At 71.2% G+C, this 21,723-nt stretch carries 21 protein-coding genes; 5 read left to right on the top strand and 16 right to left on the bottom strand.

The window, feature by feature from the left end; translation table 11 throughout:
• Positions 1–51: 51 nt before the first annotated feature.
• The gene (locus AC3WSN_RS05375) at positions 52–1,386 is read right to left on the bottom strand and encodes an aminotransferase-like domain-containing protein (RefSeq protein WP_492536658.1); all 1,335 of its coding nucleotides are present in this window, start codon (positions 1,384–1,386) and stop codon (positions 52–54) included.
• Positions 1,387–1,490: 104 nt separating this feature from the next.
• Here AC3WSN_RS05375 and AC3WSN_RS05380 point away from each other — a divergent pair, with 104 nt between their 5' ends.
• Together AC3WSN_RS05380 and AC3WSN_RS05385 are read left to right on the top strand one after the other, a co-directional pair.
• Positions 1,491–1,685, top strand: coding sequence for a DUF1127 domain-containing protein (locus AC3WSN_RS05380; protein ID WP_492536659.1), 195 nt, complete (start codon positions 1,491–1,493; stop codon positions 1,683–1,685).
• Positions 1,686–1,772: 87 nt separating this feature from the next.
• Entirely contained in the window at positions 1,773–3,701 is a 1,929-nt protein-coding gene (locus tag AC3WSN_RS05385; RefSeq protein ID WP_492536660.1) for an ABCB family ABC transporter ATP-binding protein/permease, read from the top strand.
• A 123-nt stretch (positions 3,702–3,824) separates the two neighbouring features.
• Here the strand turns inward: AC3WSN_RS05385 and AC3WSN_RS05390 are convergent, their stop codons facing one another.
• The gene (locus AC3WSN_RS05390) at positions 3,825–4,730 is read right to left on the bottom strand and encodes an NAD(P)-dependent oxidoreductase (RefSeq protein WP_492536661.1); all 906 of its coding nucleotides are present in this window, start codon (positions 4,728–4,730) and stop codon (positions 3,825–3,827) included.
• Between the two features lie 564 nt (positions 4,731–5,294).
• Between AC3WSN_RS05390 and AC3WSN_RS05395 the strand changes: the two genes are divergently transcribed.
• From AC3WSN_RS05395 to mscL, 3 genes are all read left to right on the top strand, one after another.
• Positions 5,295–6,044: a phosphatidylserine decarboxylase gene (locus AC3WSN_RS05395; RefSeq protein ID WP_210331941.1), complete on the top strand. Its 750-nt coding sequence runs from the start codon at positions 5,295–5,297 to the stop codon at positions 6,042–6,044.
• Between the two features lie 8 nt (positions 6,045–6,052).
• Entirely contained in the window at positions 6,053–6,898 is an 846-nt protein-coding gene (locus AC3WSN_RS05400; protein ID WP_492536662.1) for a CDP-alcohol phosphatidyltransferase family protein, read from the top strand.
• Positions 6,899–7,096: 198 nt separating this feature from the next.
• Entirely contained in the window at positions 7,097–7,516 is a 420-nt protein-coding gene (mscL, locus tag AC3WSN_RS05405) for a large conductance mechanosensitive channel protein MscL (RefSeq protein WP_492536663.1), read from the top strand.
• 4 nt (positions 7,517–7,520) lie between these two features.
• On the opposite strand, the gene AC3WSN_RS05410 is transcribed toward mscL, so the two are convergent.
• The 14 genes from AC3WSN_RS05410 to AC3WSN_RS05475 all read right to left on the bottom strand — a co-directional run bounded on the left by AC3WSN_RS05410 (position 7,521) and on the right by AC3WSN_RS05475 (position 21,587).
• Complete coding sequence (locus AC3WSN_RS05410; RefSeq protein ID WP_192709985.1) at positions 7,521–7,796, bottom strand: hypothetical protein; 276 nt, start codon at positions 7,794–7,796, stop codon at positions 7,521–7,523.
• Positions 7,797–7,930: 134 nt separating this feature from the next.
• Positions 7,931–8,344, bottom strand: coding sequence for a DUF1236 domain-containing protein (locus tag AC3WSN_RS05415; protein ID WP_192709986.1), 414 nt, complete (start codon positions 8,342–8,344; stop codon positions 7,931–7,933).
• A 124-nt stretch (positions 8,345–8,468) separates the two neighbouring features.
• Positions 8,469–9,209, bottom strand: a complete 741-nt coding sequence (locus AC3WSN_RS05420) for a NepR family anti-sigma factor (RefSeq protein ID WP_192709987.1) — start codon at positions 9,207–9,209, stop codon at positions 8,469–8,471.
• Between the two features lie 162 nt (positions 9,210–9,371).
• Entirely contained in the window at positions 9,372–10,157 is a 786-nt protein-coding gene (locus AC3WSN_RS05425; protein WP_192709988.1) for a class II glutamine amidotransferase, read from the bottom strand.
• Between the two features lie 79 nt (positions 10,158–10,236).
• On the bottom strand, positions 10,237–10,548 hold the full coding sequence (locus AC3WSN_RS05430) for an oxidase (protein ID WP_492536664.1): 312 nt from the start codon (positions 10,546–10,548) through the stop codon (positions 10,237–10,239).
• Between the two features lies 1 nt (position 10,549).
• On the bottom strand, positions 10,550–11,209 hold the full coding sequence (locus AC3WSN_RS05435; RefSeq protein WP_192709990.1) for a cytochrome c oxidase subunit 3: 660 nt from the start codon (positions 11,207–11,209) through the stop codon (positions 10,550–10,552).
• Positions 11,206–12,882: a cytochrome c oxidase subunit I gene (locus AC3WSN_RS05440; RefSeq protein WP_492536665.1), complete on the bottom strand. Its 1,677-nt coding sequence runs from the start codon at positions 12,880–12,882 to the stop codon at positions 11,206–11,208. Before AC3WSN_RS05440 ends, AC3WSN_RS05435 begins: the two co-directional genes overlap by 4 nt.
• The gene (gene coxB / locus AC3WSN_RS05445) at positions 12,879–13,868 is read right to left on the bottom strand and encodes a cytochrome c oxidase subunit II (RefSeq protein ID WP_192709992.1); all 990 of its coding nucleotides are present in this window, start codon (positions 13,866–13,868) and stop codon (positions 12,879–12,881) included. The genes AC3WSN_RS05440 and coxB overlap by 4 nt, the downstream gene beginning before the upstream one ends.
• Entirely contained in the window at positions 13,865–14,353 is a 489-nt protein-coding gene (locus AC3WSN_RS05450; protein WP_492536666.1) for a hypothetical protein, read from the bottom strand. Before AC3WSN_RS05450 ends, coxB begins: the two co-directional genes overlap by 4 nt.
• Positions 14,350–15,411 carry a hypothetical protein gene (locus tag AC3WSN_RS05455; protein ID WP_492536667.1) on the bottom strand — a complete coding sequence of 354 codons (1,062 nt, stop codon included), beginning with the start codon at positions 15,409–15,411 and terminating at the stop codon, positions 14,350–14,352. Before AC3WSN_RS05455 ends, AC3WSN_RS05450 begins: the two co-directional genes overlap by 4 nt.
• The gene (locus AC3WSN_RS05460) at positions 15,408–15,962 is read right to left on the bottom strand and encodes a c-type cytochrome (protein ID WP_492536668.1); all 555 of its coding nucleotides are present in this window, start codon (positions 15,960–15,962) and stop codon (positions 15,408–15,410) included. The genes AC3WSN_RS05455 and AC3WSN_RS05460 overlap by 4 nt, the downstream gene beginning before the upstream one ends.
• Positions 15,959–17,956, bottom strand: coding sequence for a quinol:electron acceptor oxidoreductase subunit ActD (locus AC3WSN_RS05465; protein WP_492536669.1), 1,998 nt, complete (start codon positions 17,954–17,956; stop codon positions 15,959–15,961). Before AC3WSN_RS05465 ends, AC3WSN_RS05460 begins: the two co-directional genes overlap by 4 nt.
• A gap of 2 nt (positions 17,957–17,958) precedes the next feature.
• The gene (locus AC3WSN_RS05470) at positions 17,959–20,931 is read right to left on the bottom strand and encodes a TAT-variant-translocated molybdopterin oxidoreductase (protein ID WP_492536670.1); all 2,973 of its coding nucleotides are present in this window, start codon (positions 20,929–20,931) and stop codon (positions 17,959–17,961) included.
• Complete coding sequence (locus AC3WSN_RS05475; RefSeq protein ID WP_192709998.1) at positions 20,928–21,587, bottom strand: cytochrome c3 family protein; 660 nt, start codon at positions 21,585–21,587, stop codon at positions 20,928–20,930. The genes AC3WSN_RS05470 and AC3WSN_RS05475 overlap by 4 nt, the downstream gene beginning before the upstream one ends.
• Positions 21,588–21,723: the final 136 nt, after the last annotated feature.

The following is a 21,723-nucleotide window of genomic DNA, read 5'->3' on the forward strand; positions in this document are numbered from 1 at the left end:
GATCGCGGCGTTCTCGCGGTTGAGAGGCGTCGCGCCGGCCTCGCGTCCCGCTCACTCCACGACCTGATCGTCACCCGCGAAGGCGAGCCGGCGCAGGCTGCGCAGCGCCCGGTCGAGTTCCTCCCGCGACGGAGACGCGAGCGCGAGGCGGACCGCGTTCGGCGCGTGGCCGGGATGGACCGCGAAGGCCGAGGCCGGGAGGAGGGCGATGCCCTGGCGCAGGGCAGCGGCCGCGTAGGCCTCGGCCCGCCACGTCTCGGGCAGTTCGAGCCACAGGTGATAGGCGTGCGGATCGCCGACCACCTGCAGGTCCGCGAGCGCCGCCCGGGCAACGGCCTGCCGGGCGGTGGCGTCCCGGCGCTTGGCCTCCGCGAGCGCGGCCGCCGAGCCCCCGGCCATCCAGTGCATCCCGGCCGCGAGCGATAGGCCGAGCGCCGTCCAGGCGCCCTGGCGGACCGAGGCCGCGAGCCGGTCGGTCAGGTGCGGGGGCGCGGCGATCAGGCCCACCGTCAGCGCCGGCATCACCCGCTTCGAGAGGCTGTCGATCAGGATCACCCGGTCCGGGACGAGGCTGGCGAGCGGCCGCGAGTCGGCCAGGAAGCCGTAGACCGCGTCCTCGATGGCGGTGAGCCCCGTCCGGTCGAGGCACGCCGCAAGGTCCGCGCGTCGCGCCGGCCCCATCGTGACCCCCAAGGGGTTCTGCAGGGTCGGCTGGATGTAGACACCGCTCAGCGGCGCCGTCCGATGCGCGTGGAGGAGGGCCTCCGGGCACATCCCGTCCGCGTCCATGGCGACCGGCACCAGGGTGATCCCCAGCCGGGCGGCGATGCCCCGAACCGCCGGATAGGTCAGCGGCTCGCAGCCGATCCGCGCCCCCGGCGCCGCCAGCGCCGCCAGGGCGGCGGCGAGCGCCTGCCGGCCGTTGCCGGTGAACAGGATGTCGGCCGGCTTGGGCGCGTAATCGTCGCGAGCCAGGAACCCGGCCGCGACCGCCCGCGCCCGGGGCGTCCCTGCCGGCCCGTACTGGCTGAATCCGATCTCGCCGCCGCTCCGCGCCAGGGCCGCGAGCGTCTCCGCCAGCACGGTCTCCTGCTCGGGCAGCCGCGAATGGGTCCGCTGCAGATCGACCGCGGCCGGGGGCGGCTCCGGCTGGAGCGGCCCGACGCGGCCCGCATCGCTCCGGACATAGGTCCCCCGCCCGACCTCGCCGGTCGTGAGCCCCCGGCGCGCCAGCTCCGCGTAGACCCGGCTCGCCGTCGAGACCGCGATGCCGCGGGCATAGGCGAAGTCGCGCTGCGGCGGCAGCCGCTCGCCGGGGCGCATCCGGCCCGCCGCGATCTCGGCCGCGATGGCGTCGGCGACGGACCGGTAATCCGCGGACCGCATTATTGCTCCGAGGTCAATGTTTCGATTGATCCGAGCAATGTATCGGATCAATCCTTCGCCAGCAATCCCGGCCGGACTGCAACCCTGCCACCGGATCGTCCGCGATGCCCACCGTCACGCTGTCTGCTTCACCCACTTCCCCCGGCCCCGCCGCGGGCCCGTCCGTGCTCCGGCTCTGGCTGCGCCGGATCCGCACGCGGCGAGCTCTCGCAGCACTCCATCCCGACCAGCTCCGGGATATCGGCCTTGAGCCGTGGGATCTGCGCGCGGAGATCGACAAGCCGTTCTGGCGGGCGTGAGACGGGGACATGCGCGCAGCGCGGGTGATCCGGCGCGGTCACACGCCTATATGCGGGTCTCGTAACGCTCCTCCCGACAGAACCCGCATGACCGACGACACAGCGCCCGCGGCCGGGCCGAAGATCCCGGCCGAGCGCCCCGGCCTGATCGCCACCTACCGGCGGCTCTGGCCGCATCTCTGGCCCCATGGCCGGCCCGACCTGCAGCGCCGCGTCTTCCTGGCCTTCGGCCTGCTGCTCGCCGCCAAGCTGGTGACCATGGTGACGCCGTTCACCTTCAAGTGGATCACCGACGCGCTGGTCGCGGCGGTCGGCGGCCAAGGGGGCGATCATGCGCCGGTGCCGACGGGTCTGCTCGCCGCGCCGATGCTGCTGATCGCCCTCTACGGCGTGTCGCGGATCGCCATGTCGGCGCTAACCCAGGTGCGCGACGGGCTGTTCGCCAAGGTGGCGATGCACGCGGTGCGGCGGCTGGCGCTCCAGACCTTCGAGCACATGCACCGCCTGTCCCTGCGCTTTCACCTGGAGCGCAAGACCGGCGGCCTGACCCGGGTTCTGGAGCGGGGCCGCGCCGGCATCGAGGAATTGTCGCGCCTGATGGTGCTGACCCTGGTGCCGACTATCGTCGAGTTCGTGCTGGTGCTGGGCGTGCTGGCCTACGAGTTCAGCTGGACCTACGCGGCGACCGCCTTCCTGACGGTCGCGGCCTACCTGGCCTTCACCTACAAGGCGACCGAGTGGCGGATCGCCATCCGCCGCCGGATGAACGCGTCGGATACCGACGCCAACACCAAGGCGGTCGACTCGCTGCTCAACTACGAGACGGTGAAGTATTTCGGCGCGGAGCGTTGGGAGGCTTCCCGCTACGACGAGTCGATGGCCAAATACGAGAAGGCCTCGACGCAGACCTACGTGTCGCTGGCGGTGCTCAATGCCGGCCAGGCGGTGATCTTCACGCTGGGCATGACCGTGGTGATGTGGCTCGCCGCCCGGGACATCATGGCCGGGCGCACCACGATCGGCGGCTTCGTGCTCGCCAACACCATGCTGGTGCAGCTCTCGATGCCGCTCAACTTCATGGGCATGATCTACCGGGAGATCAAACAGGCGCTGATCGACATCGACGACATGTTCCGCATCCTCGGGCAGAACCCCGAGATCGCCGACCGGTCCGGCGCCGCGCCGCTGGCGGTCGCGGGCGGCACGGTGCGGTTCGAGGACGTGCGCTTCGCCTACAATCCCGAGCGGCCGATCCTGCGGGGCGTCACCTTCGAGATCCCGGCGGGCCAGACCGTGGCGGTGGTTGGGCCCTCGGGCGCCGGCAAGTCGACGCTTTCGCGCCTGCTGTTCCGGTTCTACGAGCCCTCCGCCGGCCGGATCAGCATCGACGGGCAGGACATCGCCGCGGTGACGCAGGCGTCGTTGCGGGCCGCGATCGGCATGGTCCCGCAGGACACGGTGCTGTTCAACGACACGATCGGCTACAACATCCGCTACGGCCGCGCCGACGCCACCGACGCCGAGCTGCGCGAGGCGGCCCGGCTCGCGCAGATCGACGGCTTCGTGTCGAGCCTGCCGGAGGGCTACGACACGCCGGTGGGCGAGCGCGGCCTGAAGCTCTCGGGCGGCGAGAAGCAGCGGGTCGCCATCGCCCGAACAATCCTGAAGGCACCGCCGATCCTGGTGCTCGACGAGGCGACCTCGGCCCTCGATTCCTTCACCGAGGCGGAGATCCAGTCGGCTCTGGACCGGGTCAGCCGCGGCCGCACCACCCTGGTGATCGCCCACCGGCTCTCGACGGTGGTCAACGCCGACGCGATCCTAGTCCTCGACCACGGCCGCATCGTCGAGCGCGGCACCCATGCGGAGCTGCTGGAGACCGGCGGCGTCTACGCGGCACTCTGGGACCGCCAACGGGAAGCCGACGCCGCCCTGGAGGTGCTCCAGCGGGCCGATGCCCCTGTTGTGCCGGTGCGCGGGCGCGGCGCCGTGCCGGAGACGGCGGCGGCGGAGTGACGGGAAGGCCAGAGCTGCGCCGCTCCCGCCTCATCGCGACGAGACCCGGAGCGGCGGGTCCGGCTTGCCGGTCAGGCCGCACGTCTACCACCCTATCGGGGACGGCCAGGGTTGGATCCGGCCCTACCGGCCCGATCGCACCCTGACCCCGAGCAGGTCCTCGAACGGCAGCACCATCGCACCCTTATCCTTGTCGGCGTGGCCCTGGCGGAGCGCCGTCTGGTAGGTGGCGGTGGCGGCCGCCGTGACCGGCATGGGGAAGCCGTTCTCCGCCGCGACCGCCGCGGCGGCGACCAAGTCCTTGTAGGCCGCGCCCAGCGGGTAGCCCTCGTCGAAGCGCCCCTGCAGGATGCGGGGCACGAAATACTGCGATGCGTAGCTCCGGCTCGTCCCGGTGGTGACCACCGCGGCGACCTGATCGGGATCGAGCCCCATGGCGACCGCCATCGGCAGCACCTCGGCGAGCGCCGCGATGTTGATGTCGTAGAGCACGTTGTTGATCGTCTTGGTGAGCTGGCCGGCCCCGACCGGTCCCATGTGGAGGATGCGGGTGCCGATCCGCTCCAGCAGCGGGCGCACCTGCGCGACGGCCTCGGTCTCGCCGCCGCACATGACGGTCAGCGTCGCGGCCTCCGCGCCGGCGGGCGCTCCCGAGACCGGGGCGTCGACGAAGCGCCGCCCGGTCGCCTCCAGGGCCCGGCCGATCGCCACGGCCTTGGCGTGCGCGATGGTGCTGAGATCGACCACGACCGCTCCGGACGCCAACCGCTCGGCGAGCCGGCCCGCGCCGAGCAGGACCGATTCGACCACGTCGCCGTTCGGCAGGCACAGGAACAGCACCTCGGCGCCGTCGATGGCCGCCGGATCCGCCGTGGCGACGAGGCCCGGCGCGTCGAGGCCGGCGAGGCGCGCCGGATCGGAATCCACCGCGACGATCGTCTCGGCCTCGGAGGCGCGCTTGGCCGCGAGGTTGCGGGCGATGGGATGGCCCATGGCGCCGAGACCGAGGAGGGCGATGCGTACGACCATGGCGGTGTCCTTGTTCTAACGCCCGGCCGCCGCACGCTCGAATCGGGGGCGAGAGCCGCGCCAGGATCCGCCCGTCGGCGGGATCATTCGGCCACCCGTAGGCCTCCGCCACAGCGGCGTCGAGGCGGCTGTGGCAGCCCGCATCGGTGGCTCTCAACCGCCATCGCCCCGGCCGATGCCCTCGGCGCCAAAGGCGCGCGGGACGATGCCGTCTGGCGGCGATGCGGCGCCCTTTCGGTTCTGCGCCCCGTCATTCCGGGGCGCCGCAGGCGAGCCCGGACCCGAAGGGGCACGCCGGAGGCGGGCAATCCAGAACCGGCGGCGATGCAGACCCTGCCGCGTCGGCGTGTCTGGATCCCGGGCTCCGCCGCGCGGCCCCGGGATGACGGGAGGCCTGTAAAGACCCTCCTTGCCGTGCAGCTCCCAGGCATGCGCCCTCGATCTTCGGCGGCGCTGAAGCGGCCCGGAGCCCGGTTCCCTGTCCCAGGCCGCCGACCTGCGGGGTCGCCCGCGACCCTTGGAAAGTTGACGGCGGCCCGACGGGCTGCCATCCGCGCGTCCGACCTGTCCGCCAGCCCGCGGCCCCGTGAGTCCGAAAAAACAATGACCGACCTGATCGAGACGATCCGCCGGACGCTCGTGCCGATTCACAAGGAGGGCTATCCCTTCATCCTGATCGGCATCGTGCTGACCGTGCTGGCCGGCTACTTCTCCCAGTTCTTCGGCTGGATCTTCCTGATCCTCACCCTCTGGGTCTGCTACTTCTTCCGCGATCCGGAACGCGTCACCCCGGTGGCGGACGGGCTCGTGGTCTCGCCCGCCGACGGGCGCGTGAACCTCATCGCCACCGTCCTGCCGCCGCCCGAGCTCGATCTGCCGCAGGTGCCGACCTTGCGGGTCTCGGTGTTCATGAACGTGTTCGACTGCCACGTGAACCGGGTGCCGGTGGCGGGCCGGATCGGCCAGATCCACTACACGCCGGGCCTGTTCCTCAACGCCGAGCTCGACAAGGCCAGCGACGACAACGAGCGCAACGGCATGGTCATCGAGACCAGCCATGCCGGCCAGCCGAAGCGCGTCGGCGTGGTGCAGATCGCCGGCCTCGTGGCCCGGCGGATCGTCGGGTTCGTCTCGGCGGGCGACGTGCTCGGCGTCGGCGAGCGGTTCGGGCTGATCCGATTCGGCTCGCGGGTGGACGTCTACCTGCCGGCGGGCGCGACCGTGCTGGTCGGGCTCGGCCAGAAGGCGGTGGCCGGCGAGACGGTCCTGGCCGATCTCGGCGGCGGTCCGGACCGGGTGTTCAAGCGGATCTGAGGCGGACAATGGACGAGCTCTTCCCGCCCTTCGCGCCCGATCCGAACGAGCCGCGCCCGCGCCGGTTCAAGCCGGTGCCGTTCCGGATGATCGCGCCCAACATGATCACCCTGATGGCGCTCTGCCTCGGGCTGACCGCGATCCGGCTCGCCTTCGAGGGCAAGTTCGAGCCCGCGGTGATCGCCGTGGTGGCGGCGGGCGTCCTCGACGGCATCGACGGGCGGGTGGCGCGGCTGCTCAAGGGCACCTCGCGCTTCGGGGCCGAGCTCGACTCGCTCGCCGACTTCGTGAATTTCGGCTGCGCCCCGGCCTTGATCCTCTACGGCTTCGTGCTGTTCCACCTGAAGTCGGTGGGCTGGATCGTCGCGCTGATCTTCGCGATCGCCATGGCGCTGCGGCTCGCCCGCTTCAACGCCATGCTGGACGACCCGAACCGGCCGGACTGGAAGAAGGACTTCTTCGTCGGCATGCCGGCACCGGCGGGGGCGCTCACCGCGATGCTGCCGCTCTACCTGCACTTCCTCGGGTTCGGCCTGGAGAAGTGGGCCGCGCCGGCGATCCTGATCTACGTCCTGTGCATCGCCCTCATGGTCGTCTCCACGGTGCCGACCTACTCGGGCAAGACCATGGGCAAGCGGGTGCCGCGCAGCCTGGTCCTGCCGATCTTCCTGTTCGGGGTCGCGGCTTTCGGCATCCTGATCAGCTATCCGTTCGAGGCGCTGGTCACGGTGAGTGCCGGCTACCTGCTGACCATCCCGGTCGTCGCCGCCCAGTACCGCCGCCGGGCCAAGGCGGAGCTCGCCGCCGCGACCGGGGAGGGGCCGGCGATCACCAATCCGGCAGACCCAGCCTAGCAGGCCGCGCGCCGTCTTTGCGCGCGGATCGAAGCAATCCGGGGCCGCACACCATCGGGCAGCGTCGCGCGGCTGGAGTGCTTCGCGCCTGCGCGCAAAGACGAGAAGCGGTCGACGGTGACGCGGCCGGCCTCATGCTGGACCCTGGCCGTCCCGGCACCGGCCCCTATCTTGGCAGCAATCGGCGGGGGCTGACGGATGCTCGAAGAATTCAAAAAATTCGCGCTGCGCGGGAACGTGGTCGATCTCGCGGTCGGCGTGATCATCGGCGCGGCCTTCGGGGCCATCGTCAACTCGGCGGTCCAAGACGTCTTCATGCCGGTGATCGGCGCGGCGACCGGGGGGCTCGACTTCTCGAACTACTACATCCCGCTCTCGTCCAAGGTGCAGGCTGGCCTGCCCTACGTGGATGCCAAGAAGCAAGGCGCCGTCATCGGTTACGGGCAGTTCCTGACGCTGACCCTGAACTTCCTGATCGTCGCCTTCGTGCTGTTCCTGGTGATCCGCGCCATGAACAAGCTGCAGCACGCCGAGGCCAAGAAGCCCGACGAGATGCCGGCCGACGTGAAGCTGCTCTCGGAGATCCGCGACCTCCTGGCGACAAAGCCTCGAATCTGAGGGCTCAGCCGGCGCGCTTGTCGGTGTCCTCGGGCCTGACGCCGAACGCGTCGAGGATCTGGTCCAGGGCCTGACCGACGGCGCCGGTGCCTTCCTCGTGAGTCTTCAGGCGCGTCTCGAGCCGGCGGATCTGCGGCTCGAACACCTCCGGCACCGGATCGTCGCCGAGGAAGCGGGGCTTGTCGGCCTCGACGGGCAGGACGCCGCGAAGCTGCTGGCCGAGATGGTCGCGCACGGGCTCGGGCAGCGATTTACTCGGCATGTTGGGATCGTCGTTCATGATCGCCTCACGGGTCGGACCGCCTATCAACGGCCGGACGGATGAAGCGTTGCGAAGACGGCCGCCTCTGGGGGAAGGCCCCCGGAGCGCAGGCTCCGGGGGATTGTGGGCCGGTTCTGGACCGGCCCGGGATGTTAGTCGATGACCTCGACGATGCGGTGACCGCGGTCGACCAGCACCGGGCGGTCGTTCACCACGGTGTAGCGGTAGCCCGGCTGCACGCGGTACTCGCTCGGCACGTCGTAGTAGGTCACGCCCGAGGCCGGCAGGGTCGAGCCGACGGCGACGCGGCCATCATAATCGTACGAGCGGACGTTGCGCTCGCGGACGTAGCTGCGGAAGCGCGGGGCCATGTCGACGCCGAGGATGCCGCCCACCGTGCCGGTGGCCGCACCGACCGCGCCGCCGACGATGCCTCCGATCGGGCCGGCTGCATCGGCACCTGCGGCCGCGCCGCGCTCGGCGCCCGGGATCGTGCCCTGGGCCTGGGCGGCCAGCGGCAGCGACAGGGCGAGGGCCGAGGCGGCGATGAGGGTCTTGAAGGTCATACGGGTTGCTCCGTTCCGTGGTGTTCCGCCGCGGAGACGCGGCGAAGCTCGGGCCGGTAACGCCCGATCCCCGGTTTCGGATGCATCCTATTTTACAATGCGCCGGCCCGAGGCCGGGGAGCGGCTACGCGTCCTTGGGCATCGCCGACTGGATGAACCGGTCGGAGCCGAGATCCTCCTCGTCGTAGCCCAACAGCTCCGCGAGCCGGCCGCGGGCGCGGCTGACGCGGCTCTTCACGGTGCCGACCTTGCAGCCCATGATCGCCGCGGCCTCCTCGTAGGAGACGCCCTCGGCGCCGACCAGGACCAGGGCCTCGCGCTGGTCCGGCGGCAGCTTGGCCAGCGCCGATTGCAGATCCTCGACGTCGAGCCGGTCGCCCTGGTGCGGGGCGGTGGCGAGGCGGGCGGCGTAGGACCCGTCCTGATCCTCGACCTCGCGGACCCGCTTGCGGTGATCCGAGTAGAAGATGTTGCGCAGGATCGTGAACAGCCACGCGTTCAGGTTGGTCCCCGGCTGGAACCGGGCGCGGTGCTGCCAGCCCTTGAGCAGGGTGTCCTGGACGAGGTCGTCCGAGCGGGCCGGATTCGAGGTCAGCGACAGCGCGAAGGCGCGCAGGGACGGAACCGCGGCGAGCAGGCCGTTGCGGAATTCCGGCTCGATCGCCTCGCCGCGGGCCCGGAGCGCCGCCTCGAGCTTCTCGATCAGCTCGGCGAACCGGGACGGCAGCGTCTCCTCGCCGATCCGGTCGTAGACCGTGCGCAGGTGCTCCCCGAGATGCGTCCGGATGCCGGGGGCCAGGTTCGGGCGGCCATCCCGCGTCCCGTCCTCCTGGGACAGGACGGTATCGGTGTCGTCGCGGGTCATGCGTATCGCGCTCGTCAGCTCATCGTGGCTCGACCTGCGGTCCCGAGAAGGTCGAGGCGGAGCGCTTGCCGGCTTGAACCGGGGGGAAGTCCGGCCGATGCGCCCCTGTTACCAGGGTTCTAGCGCATCGGGGGCGGGCATGCACCCTCGGGCAAACTACACTTAAGCTAAGTTGGCCGGCCGCAACAGCCGGATCGCCCCGTCCCGCAGGGTCAGGACGTCGCCGCGGGCGAGGTCGGTCCAGCACTCGTCCCGGGTCAGCGCCTGGGTTGCGATCACCGTCACCACGTCGTGCTCGGTGGTCTCCTCGGAGAAATCCACCTGCCAGTCCTCGTCGATCAGGGTGGCCTTCCCAAAGGGGGCACGGCGGGTGAGATAGCAGAGGCGCTTGCCGCAATGGGCGTAGAGGGTGCGGCTGTCGGTCAGCAGCATGTTGAACACGCCGAGCGCGTGCAGCTCGCCCGCGAGGTCCGCCACCGCCCGGTCGAGGGTCTCGGGCCGGGGCAAGGCTTTGTACCGGGCCTGGAGCCGTCCCAGCATCCAGCAGAAGGCGTGCTCGCTGTCGGTGGACCCGATCGGCATGAAGCCGCCGAGCGGCAGGCGCTTCACGCCCTTGAGCTGGCCGTTATGCGCGAAGGTCCAGCGGCGCCCCCACAATTCCCGGGCGAACGGATGGGTGTTCTCCAGGCTGACCCGGCCGCGATTGGCCTTGCGGACATGGGCGACGACGATCCGGCTCTTGATCGGCATGTCGCGCAGGAGCCGGGCGAGCTGCGAGCGGGCGCTCGGCTCCGGCTCGTGGAAGCTGCGGCAGGTGCGGCCGTCGTAGAAGCTGATGCCCCAGCCGTCGGCGTGCGGCCCGGTCTCGCCGCCGCGCCGGGCGAGGCCCGCGAACGAGAAGCGGATGTCGGTCGGCACGTTGGCGCTCATGCCGAGCAGTTCGCACATCGTGTTTCAGCCGGGCTCTGCGGGGAAGCCGCGACGTTTAGGAGTGTTCCGCGATCCCGACAACGGCTTTCGCGCCGGCTCAGCGGGCGAGATAGTCGGTCAGTGTCATGCCGACCAAGATGGCGACCCAGAAGAAGCCGAGTCCCGCGAACAGCCGGATCAGCGGCGGCTCGTGGATCACCTCCATGGAGACGAGGAGGATCAGCGCCACCATCACGGCGACGACGGCGAGCTCGACGATCCAGACCTGCGCGAAGGGGAGGGTGGCGCCGAGAGTCACGTTGACGGCGAGCAGGGCGAGCAGCGCCAGGAAGGTGAGCACCGGGGTGCGCAGGCGCTTCCGGAGCAGGGCGCGGTCGTCGGCGCCCAGGGCGGCGAGGGGGGAGCGCATCCTACCGGTTCACCACGTAGAGGATCGGGAAGGCCAGGATCCAGACCAGATCGATGAAGTGCCAGTACAGGCCGTAGACCTCGATCCAGTTCTGGTGGCGCGACAGGAACCCGGCCTTGGCGGCCATCCAGGTCATGCCGAGCAGGAGCGCGATGCCGGTGAACAGGTGCAGCGCGTGGAGCAGCGTCGCGACGTAGTAGAGGTTCACGAACAGCCGCGCCGCTGGTGTCTCGGCGAGGGCGAACGGCCGGTTGCTGAGGAACGGCATCATGTGCTCGTCCCAGTCGGCGTAATACTCGTAGCCCTTGAGCACGAGGAACAGGCCGCCGAGCGCCGCGGTCGCCAGCATCGCCCGGACCATGGCGCGCTGCCAGCCCATGCGCGAGAACTCGATCGCCATCGACATGGTGAGCGAGGAGCAGATCAGCACCACGGTGTTGGTGGCGCCGATCCAGAACTTGAGGTGCTTGGCGGCCGCGACCGTCGCCTCGGGGTGCTGGATCCGGGTGATCAGCGCCACCAGGAATAGGGCCGAGAACAGCAGCAGCTCGGTGATCAGCCACGCCCAGATGCCCAGCGTCGCCGCCTCGCGCTGCTGCGCGACGGTCTCGAAATGCTCGGCGCGGGCGACCCCGACGCCGTCGGCCAGCCGCTCGCTCATCCGTGCTGGTCCCGGGATTCCTGAGCCTGGATCGGGTAGTCATAGGGGATGCGCGGCACCTCGGGCGGGGACAGGAAATTATGCGTCGGCGGCGGGGACGACGTCTCCCACTCGAGCCCCTTCGCGTTCCACGGGTTCGCGGGTGCCTTGCGCCCGAACCACAGGGAATAGACGAGGTAGAGCATCGGGAAGATGTAGCCCGCCGCCAGGATGGTGGCGCCCGCCGACGACAGGACGTTGAGGAGCTGGAACTCGGCCGGGTAGGTCGCGTAGCGCCGCGGCATCCCGAGATAGCCCAGGATGAACTGCGGGAAGAAGGTCACGTTGAAGCCGAGGAAAATCAGCAGCGCCGAGACCCGACCCCAGGGCTCGCTGTACATCCGGCCGGTGAATTTGGGCCACCAGAAGTGCAGGCCGCCGAGGAAGGCCAGCACCGTGCCGCCGACCATGATGTAGTGGAAATGCGCGACCACGAAGTAGGTCGCGTGGATGTGCTGGTTGATGGCGAGCGTCGCGAGGTAGAGGCCGGTGAGGCCGCCGAGCACGAACAGGCCGATATAGCCCATCGCGTAGAGCATCGGCGTGTCGAGGCGGAGCGCGCCCTTATGGATCGTGGCGGTCCAGTTGTAGACCTTCACGGCCGAGGGCACCGCGACCGCGAAGGACAGCGCCGAGAACACCAGCGAGGCCAGGTCGCTCTGGCCGTTGACGAACATGTGGTGGCCCCAGACGAAGAAGGTCACCGAGGCCAGCCCGATCGACGCGTAGGCGACGAAGCGGTAGCCGAACAGCTTCTTCTGCGCGAAGGCCGGGACGATCTCGGAGATCACCCCCATGCCGGGCAGGACCATGATGTACACGGCCGGGTGCGAGTAGAACCAGAACAGGTGCTGGAACAGCACCGGGTCGCCGCCATAGGCCGGATCGAACACGCCGATGTGGAAGGCGCGCTCCGCGATCAACAGGATCAGCGCGGTGGTGATGACGGGTGTGGCGAGCAGGAAGATCAGGCTGGTGGCGTAGTGCGCCCAGACGAAGATCGGCAGCTTGAACCACGTCATGCCGGGCGCCCGCATGGTGTGGATCGTGACCACGAAGTTGAGCCCGGTCAGGATCGACGAGAAGCCCACGATGGTCACGCCGATCAGCGCCGGCAGGACCCAGGTGTTCGAGAAGGCCGTCGAGAGCGGAGCGTAGAAGGTCCAGCCGGTATCGACCCCGCCCAGCACCACCGCCACCAGGGTGAACAGGGCGCCCGCCATGAACACGTACCAGCTCGTCAGGTTGAGCTTCGGGAAGGCCAGGTCCTTGGCCCCGATCATCAGCGGGATCAGGAAATTGCCGAAGGTCGCGGGGATCGACGGGATCAGGAAGAACCAGACCATCACCACCCCGTGGATGGTGAAGGCCTTGTTGTAGGTGTCGTTGGTCATGATCGCGCCGTTCGGCACGATCAACGCGAGGCGCACCACGCCCGCCGCCAGGGCGCCGATCACGAAGAAGCCGGTGATCGACGCGAGGTAGAGGAGCGCGATGCGCTTGTGGTCGGTGGTGAGGAACCACGAGCGCAGGGTCGATTCCGCGTGCAGGTAATCGGCCTTGCGCCCGATCGTCGATTCCGGGGCGTGGGGTTCGCGGCGGGCGGTGCCGCCGATGCTGCCCGATGCGCTCATCGTGTCGCTCCCGGCGGCGTCGCGTCCGCGGCCTTGCCGGCGGCCGGGGCCGCGTAGGATTTCAGGAAATCGATCAGCGTGCCGAGCTCGTCCGCCGGGATCCGGCCGGCGAAGCTCGGCATCACCTGCTTGCCGCCGCCGGCGAGCCGGTCGCCGTTCGGGTTCAGGATCTTCTCGCGCAACCACCCCTCGTCGGCCGTGACGGTGCGGCCGTCGGCGAGCTTCACTTGGCTGCCGTAGAGGCCCGCGAGGCTCGGCGCCTTCACGGCCGAGCCGGGCTCGTGGCACCCGGCGCAGCCATAGGCCTCGTAGAGGGCGCGGCCGGCCGCGACCTTGCCCTGCTGCGCGCCGGCATGGGTCAGCCAGTCCTGGTAGTCGCCGGGGTTCATGAAGGTGACCTCGCCGCCCATCACCGAATGGTCGGTGCCGCAATATTCCGAGCAGTAGAGGTGGTAGGTGCCAACCTTGTCGGCCTTGAACCACAGGTCGGTGTAGCGGTCGGGCAGGGCCGCCACCTGCATCCGCACGGCCGGCAGATAGAGGGCGTGGATCACGTCCTGGCTGATGATGTGCAGGCGGATCGGCTGGCCGATCGGCAGGTGCAGGTTGTTGATCTCGGACTGGCCGGTCGGGTGCTGGAACTTCCACATCCATTGCCGGCCGATCGCCTCGACCACCATGGCGTCGGGAGGCGGGTTCTTCGAGTGGACGTACAGCCGCGCGCCCCAGACGAAGAAGATCAGCGTCAGCAGGAACGGGATCAGCATCCAGCTGATCTCAATGAGGTTCGAACGGATGCCGGACGGGCTCCGGTTCGCCTCCGAGCCCTCGCGGTAGCGCACGGCGAAGTAGGTGATCGCCACGAAGACCGGGACGGTCAGCAGCAGCGTCAGCACCGTGAAGGCCAGGATGAGCAGGTCCGTTTCGGTCGCGGTGGCGGAGACCGCGGCGGGCCAGAGCTGGAGGGAATCGTGGCTCGGCGTCATCGCGCAGCGGGCTCCGCCGGTTCGAGGGAGCGGCCGACGGTCAGGTCCATGGCGCGCCCGATCGGGATGCGGGCGCGGGTGCGGGCCTCGTCCCGGTAGCCGTAGCCGGCGAGGTGCCCCTCGGTCGCGGCCCGCTCGCGGTCGAGATCGGCGAAAGGATCGGCCTGCAGGTTCGGCGGCGGCGGCGCCAGCCGCGTCGTCTGCTGGGGCGTCAGGGCGGGCAGTGACCGGCGCTGGCTCGCCGCGAAGGTGCTCATCATCCAGACCATCGTGCCGACGATCGCCAGCACAGTGAGCGCGAGGCCCGCCATCACCATCACGGTGTTGCGGACGTTGACGTCGCGCGTCTCGTGGCCGGGATCGTTCGGATCGCGCTGGGTGTTGGCCGCCGGACGCGGCGGGCGCCCGTTCAGCAGGCTGCTGCCGCGCAAAGTCAGCCCGGCGAGGATGGCGGGGATCAGCCCGGAGGGTCCATTCGCGCTCATGCCGGCCTCCCGGCGCGGCGGGCGGCGGAGGCCGCGCGGTCGGCGCGCGGACGCATCAGGGGGCGCAGCGCGGCCGCGAGGCAGGACACGGCGCCGGCGGCCAGCACGTCACTCGGCCGGAGGACGAAGCGGTCGCGCACCGCCGGGGTGACCAGCCAGAACATCTCCAGGGCGTGGACGGCGAGGGCCGCGCCGGCCAGGATCCGGGTGGTCGGGCGCCCGGGCCGGAGGGTCGCGAGCCCGGCCAGCACCACGACCGCGCCGGCCACGATCGCCAGCGCCCGCCCGACCCAGCCGCCGCGGGCGAAGTACCACGCCACCTCGGGCGGCAGGTTGGCCGACCAGACGATCAGGAACTGCACGAAGTGCAGGTAGGCCCAGAGGGCGAGGAGCACGACCAGGGGCACCAGCCGGCCCCGCCCGGGCGCTGTGCGGCCGCGGCCCACAGGCTCCGGCTCCTCCCAGGCCAGCAGGATCGCCGCCGCGAAAGCGAGGCCGCTCCACGCCGTCATCACCAGGAGACCCAGGAGTGTGGAGTCGAGCCGCGGATCCAGGGAGGCGACGACGTCGGTGACGAACAGCGTGCCGATGACCGCGTGCAGCCCCACCGCCGGCACGGTCCGCCCCTCGCCGGGCGCCTCGAACGGGCGGGCGAAGCGCAGCGCCAGCCAAGTCCAGCTCGCGAGGTAGACGATCACCCGGACCACGAAGAACGGCATCGTGAACCACAGGGCGGCGAGCGGCGTGCGCGCCGGGCCGCTCGCCCAGGGATAGAGCAGGGGCGCGGCGGCCAGGAGCGGCAGCGCCAGCACGGCCGCAGCCGGCATCAGCGCCGTCAGCCGGCGCAGACCCGCCAGCATCTCGATGCCGCCGCGCTCGCGGACCCGCTTGCCGAAGCGCTCGGCGACGATGACCACCGGCAGGGCGCCGACCGGCAGGGCGAGGAGGACGAGCCACGCCGCGAGATACGAGGCCGCGGCCCCGCGCCAGCCGCCCGCGATCAGGCAGACGGCCAGGAGGACGAGGCCGGCGAGGCCGAGCAGGGCGGGGCGCCTCACGGCGTCGCCTCCAGCCGCGCGCGATCCGCCGCCGGCAGGCTCGCCACCGGGGCGTCCTGGCTGAGCTGGAGGGCGCGGACATAGGCGACGATCGCCCAGCGGTCGGCGGAGGGGATCATCTGGGCCATGCCGAACATCGCCTTCCGGCCGTTCGAGATCGCGTCGTAGAGGTCGGACGCGGAGGCCGCGCGCACGGGCCCCGCGGTGAGGTCGCCGGCGTGCGGGAAGCCCCGTGCCACGATCATCCCGGCGCCGCGGCCGTCCTGCCCGTGGCAGGGGGTGCAGAACACCCCGTAGCGCTCGCGGCCCTGGTCGAGCAGCGCCCGGCTGATCGTCTGCGGCTGCGGCGCCGCGCGGGCCGGATCGAGCCGCGGCACGGTGCCGGCCACCGGCTGGCGCATGGTGATCTCGCGGGGGAAGAACGGGTTCTTGTCCCAGGTCTTGGCCCGGGCCTGATCGGCCATGTCGGCCTCGCCGCAAGCCGCCAGGGGCGCGAGGGCCAGACAGGCGAGGAGGGCGCGCGGCCCGGTGCGCGGAGCGGCGCGCCTCATCGCGGGATCCGCCGGATCTCGAGGGGGCGACCGGCCTCGGCCGGAAGGGACGCGAGCCGCCGCTCGATCCGCGCCGCGTCGAACCGGTCGCCCCGCGCCTCCGCGGAGAGGAAGAACCGGTCCTCCGAGGCCCGCAGGAAGCCCGGGATGTTGAAGGCCGGGTGGTTCAGGCGGGGCAGCCGGTTGAGCACGAGGAGCGCGAGGTGGATCGCCACGCAGCCCGCCATCATCGCGAAGGAGACGCTGGGGACCACGAAGGAGGGCCAGGACAGGCGTGGGCGGCCGCCGATCAGGAACACGTAGTCGTAGGCCGTGGCGTAGACGCACATCGCGAAGAAGCCGAAGCCGCCGAGCAGGGCCCCGGCGAGGGCGTAGGGCAGGATCGAGCGCCCCTCCAGGCTCAGGGGCCGCAGGGTGCGGGGCATCGGCACCGGGCCGTGCCCGTCGAGATGGACCTGATCCGGGCTGATCCCGGACACTGCCTGGAGGGCGGCGGCGAGATCGCCCTGGCTCGCGAAGGTCGCCGACACGCCCCACAGGGGCGCGGTGACCGGGTTCTCCTCCGGGCGGCCCGTGGCCCGGGACGCCGCCATCCGGGCGGCCTCCTGGGCGGCCGGCGACACCGTCAGGGCGAGGCGGCGGCTCTCGACGATCGAGACGGCCGGCAGGTAGCGCAGGAACAGGAGCAGCAGGGTCAGGAACAGCCCGATCGAGCCCGCGAAGGTGGCGATGCCCCAGATATCGGTCGTGTAGGGCAGCCTCGAGGAGGGCAGGAAGTCCTGGGTCAGGGTGACGACCAGGACCATGACGTGGTCGGCATAGGCGCCGATCGCCACGAGGAGACCGACCGTCGCGATCGCCAGCGGCGCCGTGCGGGCCCGGGCGGACCACAGGATCTGCGCGGGCAGGACGAGGCACAGGATCGCCGTCCAGGATACCAGCGCGTGGTCGCCGGTCATGCGCCGGACCAGGACGCCGCGCCCCTCGGCGTCGCCGTTGAGGAAGGTGTCGAAATACTCGGCCGCGTAGCAATAGGCGCTGGCGCAGCCGAGGCAGAGCAGCAGCCGCCCGAGCACGTCGAGATGGCGGTCGGTCACCAGGGCGTCGAGACCGTAGACGAGGCGGATCAGCATCACGATCACCGCCGTGACGCCGACGCCCGAATAGACCGCGTTGACCAGGAAGCTCACCGGCAAGAGCGTGCTGTGCCAGCCGGGCATCAGCGAGCCCGCCAGCATCACCGAGGCCCCGGTCTGGACCGAGACCACCAGCAGCACGCCGAGCAGCGCCACCGTCCGGTAGGCCTGGACCCAGATCTGCCAGTGGGCGGCCGAGCCGCGCCAGCCCGAGGCGAGGATGCCGTAGACCTGCGCGCGCAGCCGGGCGAGCCTGCGGGTCGGCGCCTTCACGTCGAACTGGTGGAGAGCCTCGCTGTGGGCCCGGTCGCGCAGCGTCGCGAGGTCCGGCAGCAGGCCGATGAACCAGAGGCTCACACAGATCACCAGGAACGACACGATGTCGATCGCGTCCCAGAGGAGCGGCGAGCGGAACTGCGGCCAGAGATTGTAGGTGTTGGGGTAGGGCAGGTTCCAGAAGAAGAACCACGGCCGCCCGAGATGGATGATCGGGTAGAGCCCGGCGGCCGCGGTGGCCAGCAGCGCCAGGGTTTCGGCGACGCGGTTCACCGCCCCGCGCCACTCCGCGCCGAGAAGGAGCAGGATCGCCGAGACCAGCAGGCTGCCGGAGGCGACGCCGATCCACCAATCGTAGCTCGCGATGTCCAGCGCCCAGACGACCGCGTTGTTGTTGGCCCAGATCCCGGGGCCGGCGTAGAGCAGGTAGCCGAGGGTGAGGGCGAACAGGCCGAGGAGGGAGGCCGCGCCCGCGAAGGCGATCCACCAGCGACGGTTGCCGGGATGCGTCAGCGGGATCTCCGCGACCGCGCCGCCGATGCCCGGGAGGGTCGCGTCGGGCCGGATCAGGGCGCCGGACATGCTCAGCCCTCCCGTCCGTTGGGATCGGCGGCGGGGGCGAGCCCGGCGAGGTAGGTGGTGCGCGGCCGCGTGTTGAGATGCCCGAGGAGCGCGTATTCCCGCGTGTCCCGGCGGGCGGCCGAGACCGCGCTCCCCGGGTCGGCGACGTTGCCGAAGGTGATCGCCCGGGTCGGGCAGGCGCCCTGGCAGGCGGTCTCGACGGTCCCGTCGGGGATCGGCGCGTGCGCGTCCTTGGCGGATGTGATCCGCGCCGCCGTGATGCGCTGGATGCAGTAGGTGCACTTCTCCATCACGCCGCGGGACCGGACCGTGACCTCGGGATTGCGCTGCTGCTGCTCCACCGGGGTCATGCCGCCGGTATAGTCGAGATAGTTGAAGCGCCGGACCTTGTAGGGGCAGTAGCTCTGGCAGGTTCGGGTGCCGACGCAGCGATTGTAGACCTGCAGGTTCAGGCCCTCGCTGTCGTGCAGGGTCGCCTCGACGGGGCAGCCCAGCTCGCAGGGCGCCTGCTCGCAATGCATGCAGGGCACCGGCTGGAAATGCGTGGTCGGCGCGTCGAGGTCGCCCGCGTAGTAGCGGTCGACCCGCAGCCAGCCCATCCAACGGCCGAGCGCGACCTCCTCGCGTCCGACCACCGGGATGTTGTTCTCCGCCTGGCAGGCGGTGACGCAGGCGTTGCAGCCGATGCAGGCGTCGAGGTCGATGGCCATGCCCCATTGCGCCGCGACCCATCGGTCCTGGCTCTCCGGGGGCGGGTAGAACGAGGCCGGCGTCGGCTTGCCCTTCGGGTCGCCCGCGGGCGCGGCGCCCAGGGCCTGCACGCGCACGAGGTCCTGCCCCTCCATCGTGCCGAGATGCTGGGTGGTCACCGGCTTGCGCTGCCGGCCGGTCTTCGTCAGCCGGGCGCCGGCGAGGCGCCAGGTCGAGCTGGCTGGGCGCAGGGGCGCGGAATCGTAGCCGAGGCCGCGGGCGAGGTGGTCCGGCACGTCGCGGCCGTATCCCAGGGTGAGGGTGACGGTGTCGTCGGCCTGGCCGGGCAGGATCCAGGCCGGCCCCTCGACGGCGCGGCCGTCGGCGTCGACCCGCAGGATGTCGCCCGTGGCGATCCCCTCGCGCTCGGCGAGGCGCGGGCTGACCGCGACCACGTTCTCCCAGACCACCTTGGTCAGGGGCTTCGGGAGTTCCTGCAGCCATGCGAGGTCGGCGTGGGTGCCGTCCCAGATCGTCGGATCGGGACGGAACAGGACCTCGACCCCGTCGGCAGGGGCGGGGGATGGAGCGGCCGCGGGGGCCGCGGCCTGCGTCAGCGCGACGGTCTCGGCCGGTCGCGCGCTGCCCACCCAGAAGCCGAGGCGCAGGGCTTCCGTGAAGCGGGTTTCGAAAGCCGCCTCGTCCTCGCCGGCGCTCCGCGCCTGCACCTTGAGGAGGCCCAGGGCGTCCTGGCCGCTCTCCCCGCCCTCGCCGCCGGCCAGGAAGGCCAGCATCTCCGCGGGCGTCCGGCCGTTGTACAGGGGGGCGACGGTCGGCTGGATCAGCCCCACCGTCCCGTCGAGGGACCGGATGTCGCCCCAGGATTCCAGCGGATGGGCGGCGGGCAGGTGCCAGTCGGCATGCGCGCCGGTCTCGTCGTAGTAGAGCCCCGCGTGGATCTTGAGCGGCACGCGCCCCATCCGGGCGGCGAAATCGAGGGCGCCCGGCGCCTCGTAGACCGGGTTGGCGCCGAGCACGACGAGCGCCTTGACGGCGCCCCGATCCATCGCCTCCGCGAGTTCCGCGAGCGTCCCGGCGCCGGTCTCAACCGCGGGCGCCGTGTGGACCAGGGTCGTGCCGGTATTGCCGAGGGCGCCGTTGAGACGGTGGACCAGGGCGTGCAGCTCCGGGCTCGCGGTCAGGCCGGCCGTGACGATGCCGGCGCCCCGGGCTTGGTCGAGCGCCATCCCGGCATTCCGCGTCCAGCGCGCGACGGGATCGTCGCCTGCGGGGGCCGCGCCGTCCGCGGCCAGGGCGAGCAGGGCTTGGGCGAGGTCCTCGAGCCGGCCGGCCGGGACCACGAGGCCGCGATCCGCCTTGGCGCTGGTGAGCGTCGGGGTCGGCGCCGCCGCGTGGAGGGTGAGGAGGCGGCCCTCGGCGTAGGCCGCGCGCCGCGCCTCGCTCCAGCGCCGCGACAGGCCGATCTGGCCGGGCCCGAGGTCCAGAAAATCGCCGTCCAGCGCCACGATGGTCCGGGCTCGGCCGAAATCCGGGATCGTCTCCAAAGGCCGGCCGTAGGCCTGGCGGGCGCCCTCATAGATCCCGCCGCGATCGGCGCCGGCGCCGGTGTACCAGCGCAGAGCCGGGTAGGCGGCCCGCAGCCGCGCGATCTGCGCCGCCACGCCCGGCGAGGTCACCGGGCCGGTGAGCAGGGCGAGACCCTCACCCCGGCTCTCGCGCCAGCCCGGCATCCGCGCCTGCAGGTCTGCCCGGAAGGCCGCCCAGGAACTCGGCCGGCCGAGATGCTGCACCGCCTGGGAGCGGAACGGATCGTAGAGCCCGAGGACCGAGGCCTGGGCCAGCACGTCGGTCCCGCCCCGGCTCCAGGGATGTTGGGGGTTGCCCTCGATCTTCAGGGGGCGGCCATTGCGGGTGGTGACCAGGATGCCGTTGCCGAAGCCGTCGAACACCGCCGACGAGGCGTAGGACAGGTCCGTGCCGGGCACGATCCGCTCGGGCTGGTTGACGTAAGGCACCTCGTAGTCGCGGCCGCTGCCCCCGCCGCAGGCGGTGAGGCCGCCCAGCGCGAAGGAGGCGGCCATCAGCTTCAGGAAGCGGCGCCGCTCCGGGGCGGCGGCGAGCCGGGACGCCGACGGGAACTCGGCCGCCAGATAGGCGCGGAACTCGGGACTGTCAGCCACGGCGTCGAGGCTGCGCCAGAAGCGCGGTCCGTCGCCGCCGGCGAGTTTTTCGCGCAGGGCCGCGATGTCGGGGGCGCCGGTCATCGGTGGCAGATCCCGCATTCGGTCAGCCGCTCCCCGCCGCGGATATGGTACTGGGCCACGAGCTTCGGGCCCAGGGTCGCTTGGTCGGCCGGCGGCGTCCAGGTCATGTTCCAGACCTGATCCGGCGTGCGGACGTACTTCTCCGGGGCCCGATGGCAGTCGAGGCAGAACTGCATCTCGAAGGCGTTGGCCCGGTAGGTCATCTGCATCGACGTGACGTCGCCGTGGCAGGTCGAGCAGCCGATCCCCTTCGTCACGTGGACGGAGTGGTTGTAGTAGACGTATTGCGGCAGCTTGTTCAGCCGCTTCCATTCGAGTGGCTTATCCTGCGCGTAGCTGTCGCGCACCGGCTTGAGCATCTCGGAGCCGGTCCAGATCTGCGAGTGGCAGGTCATGCAGGTGTGGGTCGGCGGGATGCCGGCGGTGGCTTCCCGGTCGACCGTGGTGTGGCAGTAGCGGCACTGGATGCCGAGTTCGCCGGAATGGTGCTTATGGCTGAACGGCAGCGGCTGGGCCGGCGCGACCCCGACGCCCGTGACGTAGTTCGAGCGCACGATCCCGGCCGCCAGGACCGGCAGACCGACGAGGCAGGCCACGCCGGTCATCAGGGCGAGGCGGTAGAGCGCGTCGGCGCCGGGGGTGAACAGCTGCGCCATCAGGCGCACCCGCGCGTCGCGGCGGTCCGGCGCCGCCCGTTCTGCCCTGCCCCTCGCCGCAAGCGTCGCCCCACCCTCTGCCTCCGGCCGAAACTCAGGCGGCGCACCGGCACGCGCGCGTCACAGCCGGTGCGAC

The sequence above is a fragment of the Methylobacterium sp. FW102-HT35C08 genome, from assembly GCF_058790235.1.